Here is an 18,916-nt window from a genome sequence, read left to right on the forward strand (position 1 = left end):
CGGCACCGCCTATCGCGACACCCTGTTCGGCGGCAACGGCAACGATTCGATCTCCGGCGGCTCCGGCAGCGACACCCTCGTCGGCGGCAACGGCAACGACGTGCTTCGCGGTGGTGACGGCAGCGACCGGTTCATCGGCGGCGCGGGCGTCGATACCGTCAGCTACTACGGCACCAATATCGGCGTCACCGTGAACCTGCAGACCGGAACGGCCACCGGCGGTGAGGCGCAGGGCGACAACTTCAGCGGCGTCGAGAACGTCAACGGCTCGAGCGTCGCCGACACGCTGACCGGCAACGCCGGCGCCAACAGGCTGCAGGGCTATGACGGCAACGACATTCTCCAGGGTGGGGACGGCCAGGACGTCCTGGTCGGCGGCGTCGGGGCCGACCGTCTCGAGGGCGGCGCCGGCGTCGACACCGCCAGCTACTGGGGCGAGACGGTCGGGGTCACCGTGGATCTGTCCACCGGCAGGGGCAGCGGCGGCAATGCCCAGGGCGATGTCCTGGTCTCGATCGAGAACGTCTCCGGCAGCCGGGGCAACGATACCCTCACCGGCCATGCCGGCGTCAACGCCCTGGCCGGCTATGAGGGCAACGATGTGCTTCGCGGCGGCGCCGGGGCTGACCGCCTCGACGGCGGCACCGGCATCGACACCGTCAGCTACTACACCAGCGGCACCGGGGTCAGCGTGAACCTGACCGCCGGCACGGGCACCGGCGGCGAGGCCCAGGGCGATGTCCTGATCGGGGTCGAGAATCTCTCCGGCAGCCAGGGCAACGACACCCTCATCGGCAATGCCGGCGCCAATGTCCTGCAAGGCTGGAACGGCGCCGACACGCTTCGCGGCGGGGCGGGCAAGGACACCCTGACCGGTGGGGGTGGCGCCGACCGTTTCGTCTATGCCTCGGCCGGCGACAGCATGGTCGGCGCCAATGCCGACCGCATCACCGACTTCAGCCGGGCGCAGGGCGACAAGATCGACCTGTCGCTGATCGACGCCAACACCGGGACGGCGGGCGACCAGGCCTTCACCTTCATCGGCTCGGGCCTCTACACCCATCATGCGGGCGAGCTGCGCTTCGCCGTCAGCGGCGGTCAGACCACCATCGCCGGTGACATCAACGGCGACGGCCAGTCCGACTTCCACATCGTGCTCAGCGGCGCCGTCTCCCTGCAGGCGTCCGACTTCGTTCTATAAGGGACCAAAAGGGGAGGGCCGGCTCTCGCCGGCCCTTTTTTTGTCGACGGATGCCGCCCTACTTGCCCATCGCCTTGTCCCAGGCGGCATGGGTCCAGGCGGCGTCGCCCGGGTCCTTGGTGATCACCGGGTCGCTCTTGCTGGCCAGCAGCACCTGCACCGTACGCTTGTACGCCTCGGGGTCGAGCCAGCCGATCTTGTCGTCCGACACGGTGATCAGCTTGGCGATGTTCTCGGCCATGCGGGTCTGCACCTCGTCGGTGGTGGCGCCCGACGCGTCGGCCTCGGCCACGATCTGGCCGGCCTCGTCCGGATGCGCCTTGGCATAGGCCCACCCCTTCGCCGAGGCCTTGATGAAGCGGGCCAGCCGGTCGACATAGGCCGGGTCCTTGAGCTGGGATTCGAGCGCGTAGAGCCCGTCCTCCAGCGTCGCCACGCCCTGGTCCTCGTAATAGAAGGTGATCAGGTCGCTCTCCGGCACGCCGGCGTCGATCACCTGCCAGTATTCGTTGTAGATCATGGTCGAGATGCAGGCCGCCTGGTTCTGCAGCAGCGGGTCGACGTTGAAGCCCTGGCGCAGCACCTTGACGTCCGGATTCGCGCCCGAGGTCGACAGGCCCAGCTTGCCCATCCAGGACAGGAACGGATACTCGTTGCCGGCGAACCAGACGCCGAGGGTCTTGCCCTTGAAGTCGGCCGGCGACTTCACGCCGCTGTCCTTCTTGCAGGTCAGCATCATGCCGGAGCGGTTGAAGACCTGCGCCACATTGACCAGCGGCACGCCCTTCTCACGCGCGGCCAGCGCCGCCGGCATCCATTCGACGATGACGTCGGCGCCACCCGCCGCGATCACCTGCGGCGGGGCGATGTCCGGTCCGCCGGGCTTGATCGTGACGTCCAGCCCAGCCTCCTCGTAATAGCCCTTCTCGGCGGCGACGTAGTAGCCGCCGAACTGGGCCTGGGTGACCCATTTCAGCTGGATGGTGAAGGGGTCCGCCGCCTGCGCCGGGCCGAAGCCCAGCGCCATCGCCGCGGCCAGTCCCAGAATGGTTTTTTTCATGTGAAGCCTCTCCCGTTCGTCAGAGCCTGTTCAGCGTGTGGTTCCCCGCATCGAAGGGTGCCAGAAGGTCGTCGCCCGCTCCACCAGGGCGAGGAGCCCGTAGGAGGCGGAGCCGGCGACGGCCGCGACCAGGATGGTGGCCCAGACCATGTCGACATTCAGCCGCGCCACCTCGGTCGAGATGCGGAAGCCCATGCCGTAGATCGGGGTGCCGAAGAACTCGGCCACGATGGCGCCGATCAGGGCCAGGGTGGCGTTCAGCTTCAGTGCGTTGAAGAGGAAGGGCAGCGCCCCGGGCAGCCGCAGCTTGCACAGCGTCTGCCAATAGCTGGCGGCGTAGGACCGCATCAGGTCGCGCTCGATCGCCCCGGCGGATTCGAGCCCGGCCAGCGCGTTCACCAGCATCGGGAAGAAGGTCATGACCACGACCACGGCGGCCTTGGAGTGCCAGTCGAAGCCGAACCACATGATCATGATCGGGGCGATGCCGACGATCGGCATGGCCGAGACGGCGGAGCCGAGCGGCAGCAGGCCGCGCTGCAGGAAGGGCGAGCGGTCGATCGCCACTGCCGTCAGGAAGCCGGCGCCGGAGCCGATCAGGAAGCCCGGTATGGCCGAGCGGATGAAGGTCTGGACGAAGTCCACCCACAGCGTGTCGGTGCTGGCGGCGAAGCGCGCGGCGATCTGCGACGGCGCCGGCAGCAGGATCTGCGGCACCTGGAAGCCGGTGACCAGCGCCTGCCACAGCCACAGCAGCAGGGCGCCGAACAGGATCGGCACGGCGATGCCGGCGGTCCGGCCGGGAATCGGCGACAGGCCGCGCAGCGCCGCCCAGGCGGCCGCCACCGCCGCGACGATCGGCAGGGCGATCCAGGCGGTGCCGGAGGCGAAGACCCCGCCCGCGCCGATCCACCACAGGACGAAGCCCGCGAGGATCATTGCCAGGAGCAACCAGCCGAGGCTGTGCAGCACCCGCGCGCTCATCCCTGGCCTCCGCGGCTGACGACCACGGCGCGCTCGGCCAGGGTGACGGCGAAGACGCAGAGCAGGGCCAGGAGCGCCGCCATGACCAGGGCCGACCAGAGCTGGATCATCTGGCCGAAATAGGAGCCGGTCAGGAGCCGCGCGCCGATGCCGGCCTGGGCGCCGGTCGGCAGCTCGCCGACGATGGCGCCGACCAGCGCCAGCGAAATGCCGATCTTCAGGCTGGGGAACAGGAACGGCACCGCGGCCGGCCAGCGCAGTTTCCAGAACACCTGGGCACCGCTGGCGGAATAGGTGCGCAGCAGGTCGAGCTGCAGCGGGTCGGGCGAGCGCAGGCCCTTGACCATTCCGATGGTCACCGGGAAGAAGCTGAGATAGGCGGAGATGATCGATTTCGGGATCACCCCGGTGAGGCCGAGATTGCCGAGCACGACCACGATCATCGGCGCGATCGCCAGGATCGGCACGGTCTGGCTGGCGATCACCCAGGGCATCAGCGACCGGTCGAGCGTCGGCACATGGACGATGCCGACGGCGAGCAGGATGCCGAGCAGCGTGCCGAGGACGAAGCCGAGCAGGGTCGAGCTCATCGTCACCCAGGCGTGGTAGACGAGGCTGCGGTTGCTGGTCACCGGCCGCCCGACGGTGTTGGTCCAGAGGTCGGCCGCCACCTGGTCCGGCGTCGGCAGCAGCGGCCGATCCAGCTTCCAGACGGCCTCGAAGAACTGCGCGGTGGTCCAGTCCGGCCCCGCGCGGTTCAGCCGCTCCACCGCCGCCGGCGCGTTCAGCCAGAACGACCCGAGATACCAGACCACCAGCAGCACGCCGAGCACCGTGGCCAGCGGCAGCGCCCGCCCGCCTTTCAGCCGCGCCCAGGCTCCCGACCGGGCGGGCAGGGATTCGGCGAGGACGGTCATGCGGTGGCCCTCAGGGCGAGAGCCTGCCTATCCGAGTCCCCCCTCCCCTCGCGGGAGGGGGATAGGGGGAGGGGGTTGTCGATCGAAGGGCGGAGGCGCTTTCGACCTATGCCGATCACCCCCGCCAGACAGTCCGATGCAGGCGCTTGCTGCCGGAACCCCCTCCCCCTGCCCCCCTCCCGCGAGAAGAGGGGGGACAAGGAGTGAGGCCGGCCCAAGACGGCGGGGATCATTCGTAGGAATGCCCGGCCCGCAGGCCTTCGCGGACCTGCTGGGCGATGGCGAGGAATTCCGGGGTCTCGCGGATGTCGAGGTCGCGCTGGCGCGGCAGGTCGCTCTCGATCACGTCGAGGATCCGGCCCGGCCGCGGCGACATCACCACGATCTTGGAGGACAGGAACACCGCCTCCGGGATCGAATGGGTGACGAAGATCACGGTCAGGTTGGTGCGGTTCCACAGGTCCAAGAGATGGACGTTGAGGTTGTCGCGCGTGATCTCGTCAAGCGCGCCGAAAGGCTCGTCCATCAGCAGCAGCTTCGGCGCGAAGCCGAGGGCCCGGGCGATCGACACGCGCTGCTGCATGCCGCCCGAGAGCTGCCAGGGGAACTTCTTCTCGAACGGACCGAGGCCGACGGTGCCGAGCGCCGCCCGCGCCCGCTCCTGCCGCTCCGCCGCCGGCACGCCCATGATCTCGAGCGGCAGCTCGACGTTGCGGCGGACGTTGCGCCAGGGATAGAGGGCCGGCGCCTGGAACACATAGCCATAGGCGCGGGCCAGCCGCGCCTGCTCCGGCGTCATGCCGTTCACCGTCATCAAGCCGGCGGTCGGCTGCACCAGGTCGGCCACCACCCGCATCAGCGTGGTCTTGCCGCAGCCGGACGGGCCGATCAGCGACACGAACTCGCCTTCGCCGATGGTCAGGTCGACATCCTGCAGCGCCACCACCGGCGCATCGGCGGTCTGGAAGGTCAGGCCCAGGCGACGGGCCTCGACCACCGGCGGCGCGGCGGAGGCCGCCGCCTTCGGGGACTGCTCCGGCCGGACCGCCGACACCGCCATGGCTCAGGCCGCCTTTCCGGCCTGTTCGAGCGAGCGGTCGTAGTCGAGCACGGCGCGCAGCAGCACATTGGCCCCGGCGGCGGCGTGGTCGAACTCGATGCTCTCTTCCTCGTTGTGGCTGATGCCCTCGCGGCACGGCACGAAGATCATCGCGGTCGGCGCCACCCGGGCGATATAGGCCGAATCATGCCCGGGGCCGGAGACGATGCGGCGATGGGTGAAGCCGTTGGCCCGGGCCGCGTTCTCCACCGCGTCGATGCAGCCCGGGTCGAACTTCACCGCCGGCGAATCCCAGATCGCCTCGACCTTGACCTCGAGCTTCAGCTCGGCCGCGATCCGGTCGATCGCCGCCCGCGCCTCCTTCTCCATCACCCCGATCTTCGCATCGTCGGGGTGGCGATAGTCGATGGTGAAGAACACCTCGCCCGGGATGACGTTGCGGCTGTTCGGCCGCACCTCGACCAGCCCGACCGTGGCGACCGCATCGGCCGTGGCGTCGCCGACCGCGATCACCGCCTCGATCATCCGGGCGGCGCCGCGCAGCGCGTCGCGGCGCAGCCGCATCGGGGTCGAGCCGGCATGGCTCTCGCGGCCGGTCACCGTCACCTCGTACCAGCGCATGCCCTGCACGCCGGTGACGACGCCGATCACCTTCTCCTCGGCCTCGAGGATCGGCCCCTGCTCGATATGCAGCTCGAAATGGGCGCCGAGCTTGCGCTGCCCGACGGGGGCGGGGCCCTTGTAGCCGATCCGCTCCAGCTCGTCGCCGAAGCGCCGGCCCTCGCGGTCCTCGCGGCTGTAGGCGTACTCCTTGGTGAACACCCCGGCGAAGACGCCGGAGGCCAGCATCGCCGGGGCGAAGCGGGAGCCCTCCTCATTGGTCCAGTTGATCACCTCGATGGGCGCGTTGGTCTCGTAGCCGGTGTCGTGAAGCGTGCGCAGCAGCTCCAGCCCCGACAGCACGCCGAGGATGCCGTCGAACTTGCCGCCCGTCGGCTGGGTGTCGAGATGGCTGCCGACGCAGATCGGCGGCAGCGAATTGTCCCGGCCCGGCCGGCGGGCGAACATGTTGCCGACTTCGTCGACCGTGACGGTGCAGCCGACCGCCTCGCACTGGCGCCGGAACCAGTCCCGCACCTGCTTGTCGAGATCGGTGAGGGTCAGGCGCTTCACGCCGCCCTTCGGGGTCTTGCCGAACTCCGCGGTCTCCATGATCGCGTCCCAAAGGCGCTGCGGGTCGATCTGGATGTTCTGCTGCATCGTCACGTCCTCGGACTCACGTCCTCTGGCCCGATCCCGCGATCAGGCCGGCTTGCGGATGAAGTTGGCTTCGATGGTGGAGGCCGGCTGCCCCGCCACCTCGCGGGTGTAGGCCAGCTTCAGATGGCTGCCGTCGACCAGGGTGCGGCGGTACAGCTGGCGCTCGACCTTGCCGTCCTGGGTGGTGCCGACGACCTCGACCGTCAGGGTCGGGCCGGCCAGGCTGGCGGTGGCATAGGCGCGGTCGGCCGGCACCGTGGCGGTCCAGAAGTTCGGCCGGGTCGAGGGTTGGAAGGCCAGCTCGCGCTCGCGGAACTCCAGCCCGTCGCCGGGCTGCCCGGCCTGGACATTGCGCCAGAACAGCCGGAAGCCGCCATCGGTCCGCGGCTCGACGATCACCGCCGCGGCCCGCTGCACCTCCTCCTCGCTCGAGCCGATCCAGGAGCCGGCGAAATCGTCGATCTTCGCCTCCGCCACCGGCCGGGAGGCCGGTTCACCGCCGGCGCATCCGGCGAGCGCCGCGGCCATGATCCCCACCAGCACCGCGCGTCGCATGAGAGCCATTATTCCCCTCGCTTCGTGTCGAATGATCGGAAGGCCGCCATCATGACCGATCGCTCCCGAACCGACGATGCCAAATCGCATCAGAATGAGGGGTTTATTCGGCGGCGTCCTTGCGCATCGGGTTGTTGGGGTGGTGCTGCCAGTTCAGATAGGGCAGGCCGGTGTCGACCGGCTTCATGGTGATGCAGTTGTCGACCGGGCAGACATGCATGCACAGGTTGCAGCCCACGCACTCCGCCTCGTTGATCTCGTAGCGCCGCGCGCCCTCCGGCGTGCGCAGCTTGAAGATCGACTGGTGCGAGGTGTCCTCGCAGGCGATGTAGCACTTGCCGCACTGGATGCAGGCGTCCTGGTCGATATCGGCGACGGTTTTGAAGTTGATGTTCAGGTCCTGCCATTCGACGAAGTTCGGCACCGCCAGGCCCTGGAAGGCCCGGGTGTTCGCATAGCTCTTGCCGTCCATCCAGTTGGACAGGCCGGACGCCATGTCCTCGACGATCTTGAAGCCGTGCGTCATAGCCGCGGTGCAGACCTGGACGTTGGTGGCGCCCAGCGCCATGAACTCCGCCGCGTCGCGCCAGGTCGAGACGCCGCCGATCGCCGAGATCGCCATGCCGCGGCATTCCGGGTCGCGCGCGATCTGCCCGACCATGCGCAGCGCGATCGGCTTCACCGCAGGGCCGCAATAGCCGCCATGGGTGCCCAGGCCGTCGACCGTCGGCGTCGGCGCCATCAGGTCGAGGTCGACCGACACGATCGACTGGATGGTGTTGATCAGCGACACCGCGTCGGCGCCGCCGCGCTTCGCCGCCCGGGCGGGCCCGAGGATGTTGGTGATGTTCGGCGTCAGCTTGACGATCACCGGCATCCGCGAGTGCTGCTTGCACCAGCGGGTGACCATCTCGACATATTCCGGCACCTGGCCGACGGCGGAGCCCATGCCGCGCTCGGACATGCCGTGCGGGCAGCCGAAGTTCAGCTCGATGCCATCGGCGCCGGTGTCCTCGACCAGCGGCAGGATCGCCTTCCAGCTCGCCTCCTCGCAGGGCACCATCAGCGACACGATCAGCGCCCGGTCCGGCCAGTCGCGCTTGACCTGCTTGATCTCGCGCAGGTTGAGCTCGAGCGGCCGGTCGGTGATCAGCTCGATGTTGTTGAGGCCGGCGACGCGGGTGCCGTTGTAGCTGACGGCGCCGTAGCGGGAGGAGACGTTGACCACCGGCGGATCCTCGCCCAGCGTCTTCCACACCACCCCGCCCCAGCCGGCACGGAAGGCGCGGACGACGTTGTACTCCTTGTCCGTCGGCGGCGCCGAGGCCAGCCAGTACGGATTCGGGGACCGGATCCCCAGGAAGTCGTTGCTCAGATCGGCCATGGAAGCCTCCTGCCAGAATCCCGCGGCTCTGCGGCCGTTTGATGCGTGCGGGCCGCGGTCAGCGCCGCAGCGCCCGGTCGATCGACAGCGCCGCCAGCTTGCCGTCTTGCACGGCGCTGACGGTCAGGTCCTTGCCCGGCACGCAGTCGCCGCCGGCCCAGACGCCGGACAGCGAGGTCTGCCGCTCCTCGTTCACGGCGATGCGGTTGCCGGCCATGTCCAGCGTCTCGGCCTCATGGGCGAAGGCCGAGGGCACGAGATACTGGCCGATGGCGGTGAAGACCTGGTCGGCCAGCACGGTGAAGCGGTCGCCGGTGCCGACGAGGCGCCCCTGGGCGTCGAGCTGGGTGTGCTCGAACTCCACCTCCTTCACCGACGGTCCCTTGCCGTTGGCCGGCCAGCCCAGGATGCGGCGCGGTTGGGCCCAGTGGCGGATGGTGACGCCGTTGACCTGGGCCCAGTCCTGCTCCTTCCAGGTGGCGGACATCTGCTCGGCGCCGCGACGATAGACCAGCGTCACCTCCTCCGCCCCCAGCCGCCTGGCCTGGGTGGCGGCGTCGATCGCGGTGTTGCCGCCGCCGATCACCACCACGCGGCGGCCGATCGGGACCGACCACTTGTCGGGGGCCTGGCGCAGCCGGGCGATGAAGTCGACCGCGCTCTCCACCCCGGCCATGGCCTCGCCGTCGCAACCGAGGGCGTTGACGGCGTTGTGGCCGAGGCCGAGGAACACCGCGTCGTAGTCGCGCCGCAGCTCGCTCAGGGACATGTCGCGGCCCAGCGCCATGCCGGTGCGGATCTCGATGCCGCCGATCTCCAGGATATAGGCCAACTCGGCCTGGGCGAAGCCGTCCGCCATCTTGTAGGCGGCAAGGCCGTATTCGTTCAGCCCGCCGCCCTTCTGCTTGGCCTCGAACACCACGACGTCGTGGCCGAGCACGGCGAGGCGGTGGGCGCAGGCGAGACCGGCCGGGCCGGCGCCGACCACGGCGACGCGCTTGCCGGTCGACGGCGCGCGGCTGAACAGCTGCTCGTTGCGCAGGAACACATGGTCGGTGGCGTAGCGCTGCAGGGCGCTGATCGCCACCGGCTTCTCCTCCTGGTGGTTGCGGACGCAGGCGTCCTCGCACAGCTCCTCGACCGGGCAGACCCGGGCGCACATGCCGCCCATGATGTTGGCGTCGAGGATGGTCTTCGCCGCGCCCTTCACATTGTCGGTGGCGATGCTCTTGATGAAGGACGGGATGTCGATGCCGGTCGGGCAGGCCTCGACGCAGGGCGCGTCGTAGCAGAAGTAGCAGCGGCTGGATTCGATCAGCGCGGTGCGGCGGTCGAGCGGCGGATGGATCTCCGTGAAGCTTTCGGCGATGCGTTCGGCGCCGATGCGCCCAGCCGCGATGTCGGGTCCCGTCGTCATTCCCAGCCTCCGCTGGCCGCATCCGCCGGGCGAGATGCCCGCCGGCCCGGCCCTCAAGCCCGGCGCCGCGCCCGGTTTCCCCGGTTTTCGCCGCGCCCGCCTCTCCTGACCGAAACGGTATCGAAAACCTGACCAAATGGTCAACTCTATTTTCAATTGATAATCAGTATCATTATCGTTTGTTGCGCGGCGCCGGAATCGTGCTAGAACGTTTCAGGAACAGCAGGAGACGGCGCATGGACCGACATGTCCGATGGGCCCCGGCCGAAGGCATCGGCCTGGAGCATCTGCGGCTGCATCGCAGCGGCGCCTGGATCCAGGCCGACAGCGTGGTGATCGGCGGCGATGAGGGAGTCGAGTGGGCGCTGACCTACACCATCGTGATGGACGCCGAATGGCGGGTGCGGTCGGTGGCGGTGACCGATCATGCCGGCGACCGGCGGCTGCGGCTGCTGGCCGATGGCGGCGGCACCTGGACCACCGGCGACGGCACGCCGCTGCCGGAGCTGGAGGGCTGCATCGACGTCGACCTGGTGGCGACGCCCTTCACCAACACCCTGCCGATCCGCCGGCTGGGGCTGGAGCCCGGCGAGTCGGCCGAGGTCAGGGTGGTGTATCTGCCGCTGCCGGAGCTGGCGCCCTTCGCCACGCCGCAGCGCTACACCGCGCTGGCGCTGCGGCGCTGGCGCTTCGAATCGCTGGACGGCAGCGGCTTCATCGCCGAGATCAGCACCGACGCGAACGAGCTGGTGCTGGATTATCCCGGCCTGTACCGGCGGGTGGAATGAAACGCCGGCCTCAGAGCTCCAGCTCCCAGGTCTCGCCCACCATCTCCGGGCCGAAGTCGCGGTGCGGCTTCGCGTCGACTAGGCGGAACCCGGCCTTCTCGTAGATCCGCCGGGCCGCGGCCAGCACGTCGTTGGTCCAGAGGGTGAGGCGGCGATAGCCGGCCCGGCGGGCGAAGCGGATGCATTCCTCGACCAGCCGGGCGCCGATGCCGTGGCCGCGCGCCGTCGGCTCGACCAGCAGCAGCCGCAGCTTGGCGGTCTCGTCGGACTGGCGCACCAGCATCACCGTGCCAGCCATCTCCCCGTCCAGCTCCGCCACCCAGCACTGCTCGCGCTGCGGGTCGTGGTCGCGCAGGAACTGGGCCGCGATCTCGGCCACCAGCGCCTCGAAGCCTTCGCCCCAGCCGTATTCGCGGGCATAGAGCACGCCGTGGCGGTGCACGATCCAGCCGAGATCGCCCGGCCGGTGCGGCCGCAGCAGATAGGAGACGACCTTGTCGCGAGGCTCGCCGAGCAGCCGCTCCACCGTGCGGAAGGCGTCGGTGAGCTGCGCCCGATCCCCGGCGGAGAGCGGCTGCAACAGGCGGCCGAGCACCTCGTTCGACCGCTCCTCCAGCGGCGCCATCGCCGCCCGGCCGGCCTCGGTCGCGGCCAGCAGGCTCTGCCGCCCATCCTGCGGCGAGGGCGTGCGGACGAGCAGGCCCTGCTGCTCGAACCGCGCCAGAATCCGGCTGAGATAGCCGGCATCGAGCCCCAGCGCCCGCCCCAGCTCGCTGGCCGTCGGCCGGTCGCGATGCACCAGCTCGTACAGCACCCGCAGCTCGGTCAGCGAGAACGGGCTCTGCAGCAGCCCTTCCTCCAGAACCCCGATCTTCTGGGTGTAGAAGCGGTTGAAGTGCCGCATCGCGGTCACATGCTCGGCCAGCTCCGCCTCGGCCATTCGATCCCTCCGTCGCGAATCGGATGACAGAGTCAATCTTCTATTTGACCTAGTCAACTATCCCGAGCCGACGCCGACCGCTGCCTTTGCCGGAAGCGGCGGACCTTGTCGGCCGTGCCGCAATCGCTCATCAGGCACCAGCGGCGGCTGGCGTTCTTGCTGCGGTCGTAGAACAGCCAGCCGCAGTCGTGGCCGGCGCAGCGCTTCAACCGCGCCGGCTCTCCCCGCAGCAGCAGGTCCAGCGCGTCCATGGCCAGCCGGTGGCGGACCGCCGTTCCATCCGTGGGCGGCGCGTCCCGCCAGCTCGCCCCGGCGGCGGTGACGGCCAGCCGGCGCCGGGCCGCCGCCTCCGCCACCTCGGCCTGCACCAGGGCCACCGCCTCCGCCGGCGGATCGCCCCCGGTCGCAATGGCGTCGAACACCGCATGCAGCGTCTCGCGCAGGCGGATCAGCCGTGCCCACTCTTCGCGGTCGATGCGGGGTATCTCGCCGAAGGCCTGCGCGCACCAGACGGCCAGCGCGGCGGGGTCGCCGGCCCGCTCCCGCGGTCCCGGCCCGCCCCATCCGGACAGGGTGTTGCAGAAGTCCAGGCAAACGAAGCCGCCGACCAGGGGCAGTTCAGGAGGCGTCGTCTGGTCCGATAGCATGAAACCAGCATAACCACTTTGACAGGTTTCCGCGAGACCTATATCGTTACCAGCAAATGCCAGAAAGGTGGTTACGATGCGCTGGAACTCCCTCGGCCAGCTCTATGCCGGTGTCGGGCTGTCGGGCATCGGCCCGATCCTGGTCCGCACCGCCCCGGTCGACCCCGCCGCCACCGCCTTCTGGCGCCTGACCCTGAGCTGCATCCCGGCCGCGATCCTGGCCTGGCGGTCACCCCGCATGCCGGCGCGCGACATCGGCCTCGCCCTGCTGGCCGGGGTGATGCTGGCCGCCGACCTGGTGCTGTGGAACGCCTCCATCGTCCGCACCAGCGTGATGGAGGCCACGCTGCTGGTGATGATCTATCCGCTGCTGGTGGCGCTGCTGCCGACGCTGTGGCTGCGCCGCCGGCCGGACGGCAGGGTGATCGGCGGCGGCCTGGTCGCCTTCCTGGGCATCGCCATCCTGGCCGGCGCCCGCGGCGCCGACGGCGGCGACCTGCTGGGCAACGGCATGGCGCTGCTGGCCGCCCTGTTCTACGCCGTCTGCTTCCTGATCTCGGCGGCGCTGTGCCGCCGCCAGGCCGCCGCCACCGTCACCTTCTGGACCCTGATCGGCGCCGCGCTCGGCGCCCTGCCGGTGGCGCTGCTGCAGGACCGGATCCTGCCGGCCGCCCCCTCCGGCTGGGTGAACCTGGCGGCCCAGGCGCTGATCGCCTTCGCCTCCCAGCTTCTGGTCGCCCGGGCCCTGCGCACGCTCGACGCCGGCTTCTCCGCCATCGCCGGCTACGGCCAGCCGGTGGTGGCGACGCTGCTGGCCTGGCCGATCCTCGGCCAGGTACCGCAGGCGGCCGCCCTGGTCGGCAGCGTCTTCATCGTCGTCGGCATCGCGCTGGCCGGGCGCGGCGAGGCCGAGGCGGCCCCCGCGCCGGCCCGGCCGGGGACCGCGGAACCGGCGCCGGGCCGCTGACGCATCGCTATCGACGCCGCCGGCCTTTCCGGCCGATGATGCCGGCATGACCGACGCCGAGATGCTGGATTCGCCGGAGGACACCGGCACCGCCCTGGACACGCCGCGGCCGAGTGTGGGCAGCCGCCTGCGCCGCGCCCGCGAGGCGCAGATCCTGGATGCCGCCGAGGCCGAATTCGCCGAGGCCGGCTTCTCCGGCGCCACCATGCAGGGCATCGCCGAGCGCGCCGGCCTGCCGAAGGCCAATGTCCACTACTATTTCGGCACCAAGGAGGCGCTGTACCGCGCCGTGCTGGCCCGCATCCTCGACCTCTGGGTCGACGCCTTCGACCATCTGGTGCCGGAGCGCGACCCGGCCGAGGCGCTGGCCGCCTATATCCGCGACAAGATGCGCTGGTCGCGCACCCGGCCGCTGGCCTCCAAGGTCTTCGCCAACGAGATCATCCACGGCGCGCCGCAGGTCGCCGACTACCTGTCGGGCAAGCTGAAGCGCACGATCGACGAGAAGGCGCGGGTGATCGAGGGCTGGATCGCCGCCGGCCGGATGGCGCCGGTCGACCCCCGGCACCTGGTCTTCACCCTTTGGGCCGCGACCCAGACCTATGCCGATTTCGAGGCCCAGATCCGGGCGGTGCTGGGGCGCGAGGCGATGGATGACGACGTCTTCCTGGTCGCCGGCCGGCACGTCACCGGCCTGATCCTGCGCGGCTGCGGCCTGAAGCCGCCGCGCGGCGGCTGATCAGTCGCCGGGGATGAGGCATCCGTGGCGGCGCACGCCGCTTTGCGCTAAGGATGGGTCATGCTGACGCGCGCCCTGATCCCGCTGGCCCTGTTCGCCCTCGCCGCCTGTGGCGCCGAACCGCCGCAGCCGCCGCTGCCGCCCGACGTGCTGCAGAGCGCGGCGGCGCCCGGCCAGGGCTTCGACCGCAACCGGGGCGAGGCGCTGCTGGCCCAGGCCAAGGCGGCCGAAGCCCGCAACCCGGCCGAGGCCAAGAGTCTGTACCGCCAAGCCGGCATGGCCTGGCCGGACCTGGCCGACGCCTGGGACGGGCTGGAGCGGGTGGCGGCGAAGCAGAACGACGCGGCCGAGGCCAAGGCCGCCGGCTTCATGGCCGAGCGGGTGAAACTGTATCCCGGCACGGCCATCGCCTCGCAGCGCGAGGTCAATATCGCGCTGCAGAGCTACATCCAGGCCCAGACGCAGCAGCCGACCGACGGGCCGGAGCAGCTGGCCTATGCCAAGCGGCTGGGCGAGTTCTACGACGCCCAGTATGCCCGCGCCGGCTTCTACACGCGCGAGAAGGACTTCGGGAACATCGAGGCCCACGACATCCCGGCGGTGGCGCTGACCGGCGGCGGCATCCTGGGCTACGGCGTCAGCCTCGGCACCAAGTTCAACTAGGCGGTCAGCCCGCCCGCTCGCGCGGGGTCACCGTCACCTCCTGCACCCGGCCGTCGCGCAGCAGGCGCAGCACGGCGGGGACGCCGACACGTTCCACCCCGAGCAGCCGGTGCAGCGCGTCGACGCCGTCGACCGGGTTCCGGTCGATCGCCAGGATGACGTCGCCGGCACGCAGCGCCGCGGCCCCGGCGCCGCCGGGCAGCAGCTCCGCCACCCGCACGCCGCCGGCGGCCGGCAGGCCGAGCGCCAGCTGCAGTGGTCGCGGCAGCCGCACCGTCTGCGCGGCGATGCCGAGCGAGGCGCGCCGCACCCGGCCGTGGCGGATGATCTCCGACGCCACCACCACGGCGGTGTCGCTGCCGATGGCGAAACACAGGCCCTGGGCGCCGGCGATCATCGCGGTGTTGATGCCGACCACCCGGCCGGCCGCATCCACCAGCGGGCCGCCGCTGTTGCCGGGGTTGAGCGCCGCATCGGTCTGCAGCACGCCGTCGATCAGGCGGCCGGACCGGCCGCGCAGCGACCGGCCGAGGGCGCTGACCACCCCGGCCGTCACCGTCGCCTCGAAGCCAAGCGGGTTGCCGATCGCGATCACCAGCTGGCCGACCTGCAGCGCGGCGGAGGAGCCGAGCGGCGCCCAGCCCGGCACGCTGTCGTGCAGCCGCAGCACCGCGAGGTCGGTGTCGGGATCGTCGCCGACCGGCCAGGCGACGACGCTGCGGCCGTCGCTGAGCGTCGCCGTGATCGAGGCCGCGCCGCGCACGACATGACTGTTGGTGAGGACGAAGCCGTCGGGGGTGAAGATGACGCCGGAGCCGCTGCCGCGCGGCACCGCCATGCCGTCCGGCCCCTGGCCGGAGACGCGGAGATGCACGACCGCGGGGGCGGCGGCGCGCACCGCGTCGGTCACCGTGCGGGAATAGGCGTCGAGGGCATCGGCCCCGGCCGGGGCGGGGGATGGCGTCGACGCCTCGGGCCCCGGCGCCGGGGCGTCGAGGAGGAAGCGGGTTTCGTAGCCGGGCATGGGAATGGCCTTGGGATCCGGAAGGGGCGCGCCAGCCGGCTCGCCCCGTTCGCCTAGATGTGGGCACGCCGGGAATAGAACCCAAGGGGAACGCCGCCAGGTCGCCCTCTGGTGACGCCGCAGGCGCGCCGGCGTATCGTCGACCCTCTGGATGCGCGATTCACGCATCGATCACGGCGGGAATGCCCGGATATGGCGACGGACGCGCTGGATGGCTTCGATTGGCGGATCCTGGCCGCGCTGCAGGACGACGCCCGGATGAGCAACATCGCCCTGGCGGAGCGTGTCCTGCTCTCGCCGTCGCAGTGCGCCCGGCGGCTGCAGCGGCTGGAGGAGGCCGGGGTGATTCGCGGCTATGCCGCGCTGCTGGACCCCGACCGGATCGGCCTGTCGGTCGCCGCCTATATCTCGATCACGCTGGAGAAGCACGGCGCCTTCACGGCGGAAGCCTTCCGCGAGGCGGTGCAGCGCCACCCCGAGATCGTCGAATGCTGCGCCGTGACCGGCGACGCCGACTACGAGCTGCGGGTGGTGGCGCCCGACCTGAAGGAGCTGTCGCGCTTCATCATGGACAGCCTGATGCGGATCGACGGCGTATCCGCCATCCGCTCGCGCATCGTGCTGGACACGCTGAAGGACAGCAAAAGGCTGCCGCTGCGGCCGGCCACGTGAAGCCCCGGCATCGGGCCGCATGCCGCACCGGGTTGTGCCGCGCCGCCGCCCGTGCTTGTTTCTCGCCCACTTCTCGCGACCGTCTGGAGCGCCCAGCGCATGACGCGTTTCTTGCAACTTCTCGGGAGCCTTCTCCTCGCCATGGCCATCACCCAAGGGGCTTCGGCCCGCGACCTCGAAAACACGCTCTATCTCGACCTGAGCTACGGCCGGGTGGTGATCGAGCTGCGCCCCGACCTGGCGCCCAAGCACGTCGCCCGCATCAAGGAGCTGGTGCGCCAGGGCTTCTACGACGGGATCGTCTTCCACCGCGTGATCGAGGGCTTCATGGCCCAGACCGGCGACCCGACCGGCACCGGCATGGGCGGCTCCGGCCAGAAGCTGCCGGCCGAGTTCAGCAAGGAGCCGTTCAAGCGCGGCACCGTCGGCATGGCCCGGGCGCAGGACCCGAACAGCGGCGACAGCCAGTTCTTCATCATGTTCGCGCCGGGCGACTTCCTGAACGGCCAGTACACCGTCTGGGGCCAGGTGGTCGAGGGCATGGAGTTCGTCGACAAGATCAAGCGCGGCGAGCCGCCGACCAACCCGGACAAGATCGTCAAGATGCAGGTCGCGGCCGACGCCAAGTAAGGCGGCCTTTGAGATCGACTCTTCGGCCTTTTTCGTCATGGCGAGGCGCGAAGCGCCGCGGCCATCCAGGGGCCGGGGCCGCTGGATGGCCGCGCCCCTGCGGGGCTCGCCATGACGGTCAATATTTCGGGCCGTCGGTTTAAGACAAGGCCACCGATCGAAGCGAAGCCCGGCCCTCGGCCGGGCTTTTGCTTATCACAGGAAGCGGAACGCGATCAGCGCCATCTTATAGGTCTCGCGCACCTCGGAGATCGGCCTGCCGTCCTGGCGCAGGACCAGGGCGCGGTTCTCGAACAGCGGGGCGGCGGGATCGTAGGACGGGGCCGGCGCCGCGGCGGCCCAGCCGGCCAGCCGGTCGGCCGGCATCCTCTCCCACCCCTCGGGCAGCGCCTGCCACAGCACGGTCGAGGACAGGGTGCGGCGCGAGGGCCCGAGCGGCCGGATGGCGCGGCCGAAGGGTGTGTCGGTCTCGGTCAGCAGCGTGTTGATCTCCGGCGTCAGCCGGTTCGGCAGGTACCAGTTGTCGGCCTCGGACAGCACCTGGTCGCCGCAGACCAGCTGGACCCGGCGGTAGACCACGGGCTCGTCGCCAACGATCTCCAGCTCCTTTCTCTGCTGTTCCGTCAGCGGCACCTCGCCGGGCACGCGCCTGGCCACGATCTTCGCCGCGGGCGCCAGCCCGTAGCGGCCGCACCACTCCTCCAGGAACAGGGTGGCGCTGTCGGTGGCGCCGAGCCCGGCGCGCAGCGACTGCACCAGGGCGGTCAGCGCCAGCCGGTCGGACAGGGCGGCGGCGCCGGCCTCCTGGCCGGCCGTCACCTCCGCCCGGACCAGGGCGAGCGGCGCGGTCAGCGCCAGGGCGGCAGCGGCGGCGACGATCGGTAGGCGGCGCAGCATCGGTCTCCTCATCTCGGCGGCGCAGGATGGCTGCATAGCGGGCGGAAGGCGCCACGGCAATCCGCCGCAGGAGGGCTTGACCGCGGCGACGGGTCGGGCTGGGCTGGCGCATCTGGTCCGCCCCGGAGGCCCGCCATGCCCACCCTGTACGACCGCGCCCTGGTCTGGGACGCGCATAGCTGCCTGCCGCTGGTGCCCGATGCCGACGTCTCGCTGCTGGCCCGGCACAAGGCGGCCGGGATCGACTACGTCTCGATCAATATCGGCATGGATATGACGCCGCTGGACCGGGTGATTCGCACCGTTGCCCATTTCCGCGACTGGATCCGCCGCCACCCAGAGGACTATGCGCTGGCCGGCAGCGTCGCCGAGATCCGCGCCGCCAAGGCGGCCGGGCGGCTGGCCGTCAGCTTCGACCTGGAGGGCGCGCTGCCGCTGATGGGCGACCTCGCCATGGTCGGCCTGTACCACGATCTCGGCGTGCGCCAGATCCACTTCGCCTACAACCGGAACAACCCGGCTGCCGGCGGCTGCCACGACGAGGACATCCCCCTGCCCGCCTTCGGCCGGGCCCTGGTGGCCGAGATCAACCGCGTCGGCCTGCTGCTGGACTGCTCGCACACCGGGCATCGCAGCAGCCTGGACATCATGGCGGCCTCGACCCGGCCGGTGGTGTTCAGCCACGCCAATCCGCGCGCCCTCATCGACCATCCGCGCAACGTCACCGACGAGCAGATCCGCGCCTGCGCCGCCACCGGCGGGGTGGTCGGCATCAACGGCATCAGCCTGTTCCTCGGCGATGCGAGGAGCGAGACTGTGGCCCGGCACATCGATCACGTCGCCCAGCTGGTCGGCGCCGCCCATGCCGGCATCGGCCTCGACTTCCTGTTCGCGCCGGAGGTGGACGATGCGCCGCCCGGCCGCGACCGCGACTACTGGTGGCCGCCCGAGGCCGGCTACGGCACCGCTCACAGCGCCATCGCCCTGGTGCAGCCGGAGCAGTTGCCGGATCTGGCGGAGATCCTGCTGCGCCGCGGCTATGGCGAGGCGGACGTGCTGGGCATCCTCGGCGGCAATTTCTTGCGGGCTGCGGAAGCGGCTTGGGGATAGG

At 70.5% G+C, this 18,916-nt stretch carries 20 protein-coding genes; 8 read left to right on the top strand and 12 right to left on the bottom strand.

The genetic code is table 11. The features are described from left to right. Positions 1 to 1,201, top strand: a 1,201-nt coding sequence (locus tag G537_RS45505) for a calcium-binding protein (protein ID WP_162146175.1), incomplete at its 5' end; no start/stop codon positions are given. A 58-nt stretch (positions 1,202 to 1,259) separates the two neighbouring features. Here the strand turns inward: G537_RS45505 and G537_RS0129725 are convergent. The 8 genes from G537_RS0129725 to G537_RS0129760 all read right to left on the bottom strand — a co-directional run bounded on the left by G537_RS0129725 (position 1,260) and on the right by G537_RS0129760 (position 9,838). After that, positions 1,260 to 2,261, bottom strand: a complete 1,002-nt coding sequence (locus G537_RS0129725) for an ABC transporter substrate-binding protein (RefSeq protein ID WP_026873143.1) — start codon at positions 2,259 to 2,261, stop codon at positions 1,260 to 1,262. A 30-nt stretch (positions 2,262 to 2,291) separates the two neighbouring features. After that, positions 2,292 to 3,245: an ABC transporter permease gene (locus G537_RS0129730; protein WP_245579167.1), complete on the bottom strand. Its 954-nt coding sequence runs from the start codon at positions 3,243 to 3,245 to the stop codon at positions 2,292 to 2,294. Further along, on the bottom strand, positions 3,242 to 4,162 hold the full coding sequence (locus tag G537_RS0129735) for an ABC transporter permease (RefSeq protein ID WP_034853499.1): 921 nt from the start codon (positions 4,160 to 4,162) through the stop codon (positions 3,242 to 3,244). The genes G537_RS0129730 and G537_RS0129735 overlap by 4 nt, the downstream gene beginning before the upstream one ends. Before the next feature lie 229 nt (positions 4,163 to 4,391). Next, the gene (locus G537_RS0129740; protein ID WP_051249304.1) at positions 4,392 to 5,222 is read right to left on the bottom strand and encodes an ABC transporter ATP-binding protein; all 831 of its coding nucleotides are present in this window, start codon (positions 5,220 to 5,222) and stop codon (positions 4,392 to 4,394) included. Positions 5,223 to 5,225: 3 nt separating this feature from the next. Further along, complete coding sequence (locus G537_RS0129745; RefSeq protein ID WP_026873147.1) at positions 5,226 to 6,482, bottom strand: Zn-dependent hydrolase; 1,257 nt, start codon at positions 6,480 to 6,482, stop codon at positions 5,226 to 5,228. A gap of 42 nt (positions 6,483 to 6,524) precedes the next feature. Continuing rightward, positions 6,525 to 7,046, bottom strand: a complete 522-nt coding sequence (locus tag G537_RS0129750; protein WP_034853500.1) for a hypothetical protein — start codon at positions 7,044 to 7,046, stop codon at positions 6,525 to 6,527. A gap of 94 nt (positions 7,047 to 7,140) precedes the next feature. Then, complete coding sequence (gene preA / locus G537_RS0129755) at positions 7,141 to 8,421, bottom strand: NAD-dependent dihydropyrimidine dehydrogenase subunit PreA (RefSeq protein WP_026873149.1); 1,281 nt, start codon at positions 8,419 to 8,421, stop codon at positions 7,141 to 7,143. Positions 8,422 to 8,479: 58 nt separating this feature from the next. Beyond that, entirely contained in the window at positions 8,480 to 9,838 is a 1,359-nt protein-coding gene (locus G537_RS0129760) for an NAD(P)-dependent oxidoreductase (RefSeq protein WP_026873150.1), read from the bottom strand. Positions 9,839 to 10,074: 236 nt separating this feature from the next. On the opposite strand from G537_RS0129760, the gene G537_RS0129765 reads away from it, so the two are divergent. Continuing rightward, positions 10,075 to 10,626, top strand: coding sequence for a putative glycolipid-binding domain-containing protein (locus G537_RS0129765; RefSeq protein ID WP_026873151.1), 552 nt, complete (start codon positions 10,075 to 10,077; stop codon positions 10,624 to 10,626). Positions 10,627 to 10,636: 10 nt separating this feature from the next. Here G537_RS0129765 and G537_RS0129770 read toward each other — a convergent pair whose 3' ends face one another. Together G537_RS0129770 and G537_RS40720 are read right to left on the bottom strand one after the other, a co-directional pair. Next, positions 10,637 to 11,566, bottom strand: a complete 930-nt coding sequence (locus G537_RS0129770; protein ID WP_026873152.1) for a bifunctional helix-turn-helix transcriptional regulator/GNAT family N-acetyltransferase — start codon at positions 11,564 to 11,566, stop codon at positions 10,637 to 10,639. A gap of 53 nt (positions 11,567 to 11,619) precedes the next feature. Next, positions 11,620 to 12,213: a CGNR zinc finger domain-containing protein gene (locus tag G537_RS40720; protein WP_051249305.1), complete on the bottom strand. Its 594-nt coding sequence runs from the start codon at positions 12,211 to 12,213 to the stop codon at positions 11,620 to 11,622. 76 nt (positions 12,214 to 12,289) lie between these two features. Between G537_RS40720 and G537_RS40725 the strand changes: the two genes are divergently transcribed. The 3 genes from G537_RS40725 to G537_RS0129790 are packed head-to-tail and all read left to right on the top strand — an operon-like array spanning position 12,290 to position 14,582. Beyond that, positions 12,290 to 13,180 carry a DMT family transporter gene (locus G537_RS40725; RefSeq protein WP_051249306.1) on the top strand — a complete coding sequence of 297 codons (891 nt, stop codon included), beginning with the start codon at positions 12,290 to 12,292 and terminating at the stop codon, positions 13,178 to 13,180. A 46-nt stretch (positions 13,181 to 13,226) separates the two neighbouring features. Then, the gene (locus G537_RS40730; RefSeq protein ID WP_245579168.1) at positions 13,227 to 13,919 is read left to right on the top strand and encodes a TetR/AcrR family transcriptional regulator; all 693 of its coding nucleotides are present in this window, start codon (positions 13,227 to 13,229) and stop codon (positions 13,917 to 13,919) included. Between the two features lie 60 nt (positions 13,920 to 13,979). Further along, positions 13,980 to 14,582 carry a hypothetical protein gene (locus G537_RS0129790; RefSeq protein WP_026873153.1) on the top strand — a complete coding sequence of 201 codons (603 nt, stop codon included), beginning with the start codon at positions 13,980 to 13,982 and terminating at the stop codon, positions 14,580 to 14,582. Positions 14,583 to 14,586: 4 nt separating this feature from the next. On the opposite strand, the gene G537_RS0129795 is transcribed toward G537_RS0129790, so the two are convergent. Continuing rightward, positions 14,587 to 15,606 carry a S1C family serine protease gene (locus G537_RS0129795; protein ID WP_034853501.1) on the bottom strand — a complete coding sequence of 340 codons (1,020 nt, stop codon included), beginning with the start codon at positions 15,604 to 15,606 and terminating at the stop codon, positions 14,587 to 14,589. Between the two features lie 192 nt (positions 15,607 to 15,798). Here G537_RS0129795 and G537_RS0129800 point away from each other — a divergent pair, with 192 nt between their 5' ends. Together G537_RS0129800 and G537_RS0129805 are read left to right on the top strand one after the other, a co-directional pair. Then, on the top strand, positions 15,799 to 16,278 hold the full coding sequence (locus tag G537_RS0129800; protein ID WP_026873155.1) for an Lrp/AsnC family transcriptional regulator: 480 nt from the start codon (positions 15,799 to 15,801) through the stop codon (positions 16,276 to 16,278). A 141-nt stretch (positions 16,279 to 16,419) separates the two neighbouring features. Then, entirely contained in the window at positions 16,420 to 16,908 is a 489-nt protein-coding gene (locus tag G537_RS0129805; RefSeq protein ID WP_245579169.1) for a peptidylprolyl isomerase, read from the top strand. Positions 16,909 to 17,103: 195 nt separating this feature from the next. On the opposite strand, the gene G537_RS40735 is transcribed toward G537_RS0129805, so the two are convergent. Beyond that, positions 17,104 to 17,805: a hypothetical protein gene (locus G537_RS40735; RefSeq protein WP_051249307.1), complete on the bottom strand. Its 702-nt coding sequence runs from the start codon at positions 17,803 to 17,805 to the stop codon at positions 17,104 to 17,106. Between the two features lie 135 nt (positions 17,806 to 17,940). Between G537_RS40735 and G537_RS0129815 the strand changes: the two genes are divergently transcribed. Further along, positions 17,941 to 18,915, top strand: a complete 975-nt coding sequence (locus G537_RS0129815) for a dipeptidase (RefSeq protein WP_026873157.1) — start codon at positions 17,941 to 17,943, stop codon at positions 18,913 to 18,915. Position 18,916: the final 1 nt, after the last annotated feature.

This window comes from Inquilinus limosus DSM 16000 (assembly GCF_000423185.1).
Classification (GTDB): domain Bacteria; phylum Pseudomonadota; class Alphaproteobacteria; order DSM-16000; family Inquilinaceae; genus Inquilinus; species Inquilinus limosus.

Bases quoted from the DNA above. Each gene is read 5' to 3' on its own strand.
- G537_RS0129745 (WP_026873147.1), bottom strand. From the start codon at position 6,482: ATGCAGCAGAACATCCAGATCGACCCGCAGCGCCTTTGGGACGCGATC.
- preA (WP_026873149.1), bottom strand. From the start codon at position 8,421: ATGGCCGATCTGAGCAACGACTTCCTGGGGATCCGGTCCCCGAATCCG.
- G537_RS0129725 (WP_026873143.1), bottom strand. From the start codon at position 2,261: ATGAAAAAAACCATTCTGGGACTGGCCGCGGCGATGGCGCTGGGCTTC.
- G537_RS0129730 (WP_245579167.1), bottom strand. From the start codon at position 3,245: ATGAGCGCGCGGGTGCTGCACAGCCTCGGCTGGTTGCTCCTGGCAATG.
- G537_RS0129805 (WP_245579169.1), top strand. From the start codon at position 16,420: ATGGCCATCACCCAAGGGGCTTCGGCCCGCGACCTCGAAAACACGCTC.
- G537_RS40735 (WP_051249307.1), bottom strand. From the start codon at position 17,805: ATGCTGCGCCGCCTACCGATCGTCGCCGCCGCTGCCGCCCTGGCGCTG.
- G537_RS0129815 (WP_026873157.1), top strand. From the start codon at position 17,941: ATGCCCACCCTGTACGACCGCGCCCTGGTCTGGGACGCGCATAGCTGC.
- G537_RS0129770 (WP_026873152.1), bottom strand. From the start codon at position 11,566: ATGGCCGAGGCGGAGCTGGCCGAGCATGTGACCGCGATGCGGCACTTC.
- G537_RS0129800 (WP_026873155.1), top strand. From the start codon at position 15,799: ATGGCGACGGACGCGCTGGATGGCTTCGATTGGCGGATCCTGGCCGCG.
- G537_RS0129750 (WP_034853500.1), bottom strand. From the start codon at position 7,046: ATGGCTCTCATGCGACGCGCGGTGCTGGTGGGGATCATGGCCGCGGCG.
- G537_RS0129740 (WP_051249304.1), bottom strand. From the start codon at position 5,222: ATGGCGGTGTCGGCGGTCCGGCCGGAGCAGTCCCCGAAGGCGGCGGCC.
- G537_RS0129790 (WP_026873153.1), top strand. From the start codon at position 13,980: ATGCTGACGCGCGCCCTGATCCCGCTGGCCCTGTTCGCCCTCGCCGCC.
- G537_RS0129765 (WP_026873151.1), top strand. From the start codon at position 10,075: ATGGACCGACATGTCCGATGGGCCCCGGCCGAAGGCATCGGCCTGGAG.
- G537_RS40730 (WP_245579168.1), top strand. From the start codon at position 13,227: ATGACCGACGCCGAGATGCTGGATTCGCCGGAGGACACCGGCACCGCC.
- G537_RS0129760 (WP_026873150.1), bottom strand. From the start codon at position 9,838: ATGACGACGGGACCCGACATCGCGGCTGGGCGCATCGGCGCCGAACGC.
- G537_RS40725 (WP_051249306.1), top strand. From the start codon at position 12,290: ATGCGCTGGAACTCCCTCGGCCAGCTCTATGCCGGTGTCGGGCTGTCG.
- G537_RS0129735 (WP_034853499.1), bottom strand. From the start codon at position 4,162: ATGACCGTCCTCGCCGAATCCCTGCCCGCCCGGTCGGGAGCCTGGGCG.
- G537_RS40720 (WP_051249305.1), bottom strand. From the start codon at position 12,213: ATGCTATCGGACCAGACGACGCCTCCTGAACTGCCCCTGGTCGGCGGC.
- G537_RS0129795 (WP_034853501.1), bottom strand. From the start codon at position 15,606: ATGCCCGGCTACGAAACCCGCTTCCTCCTCGACGCCCCGGCGCCGGGG.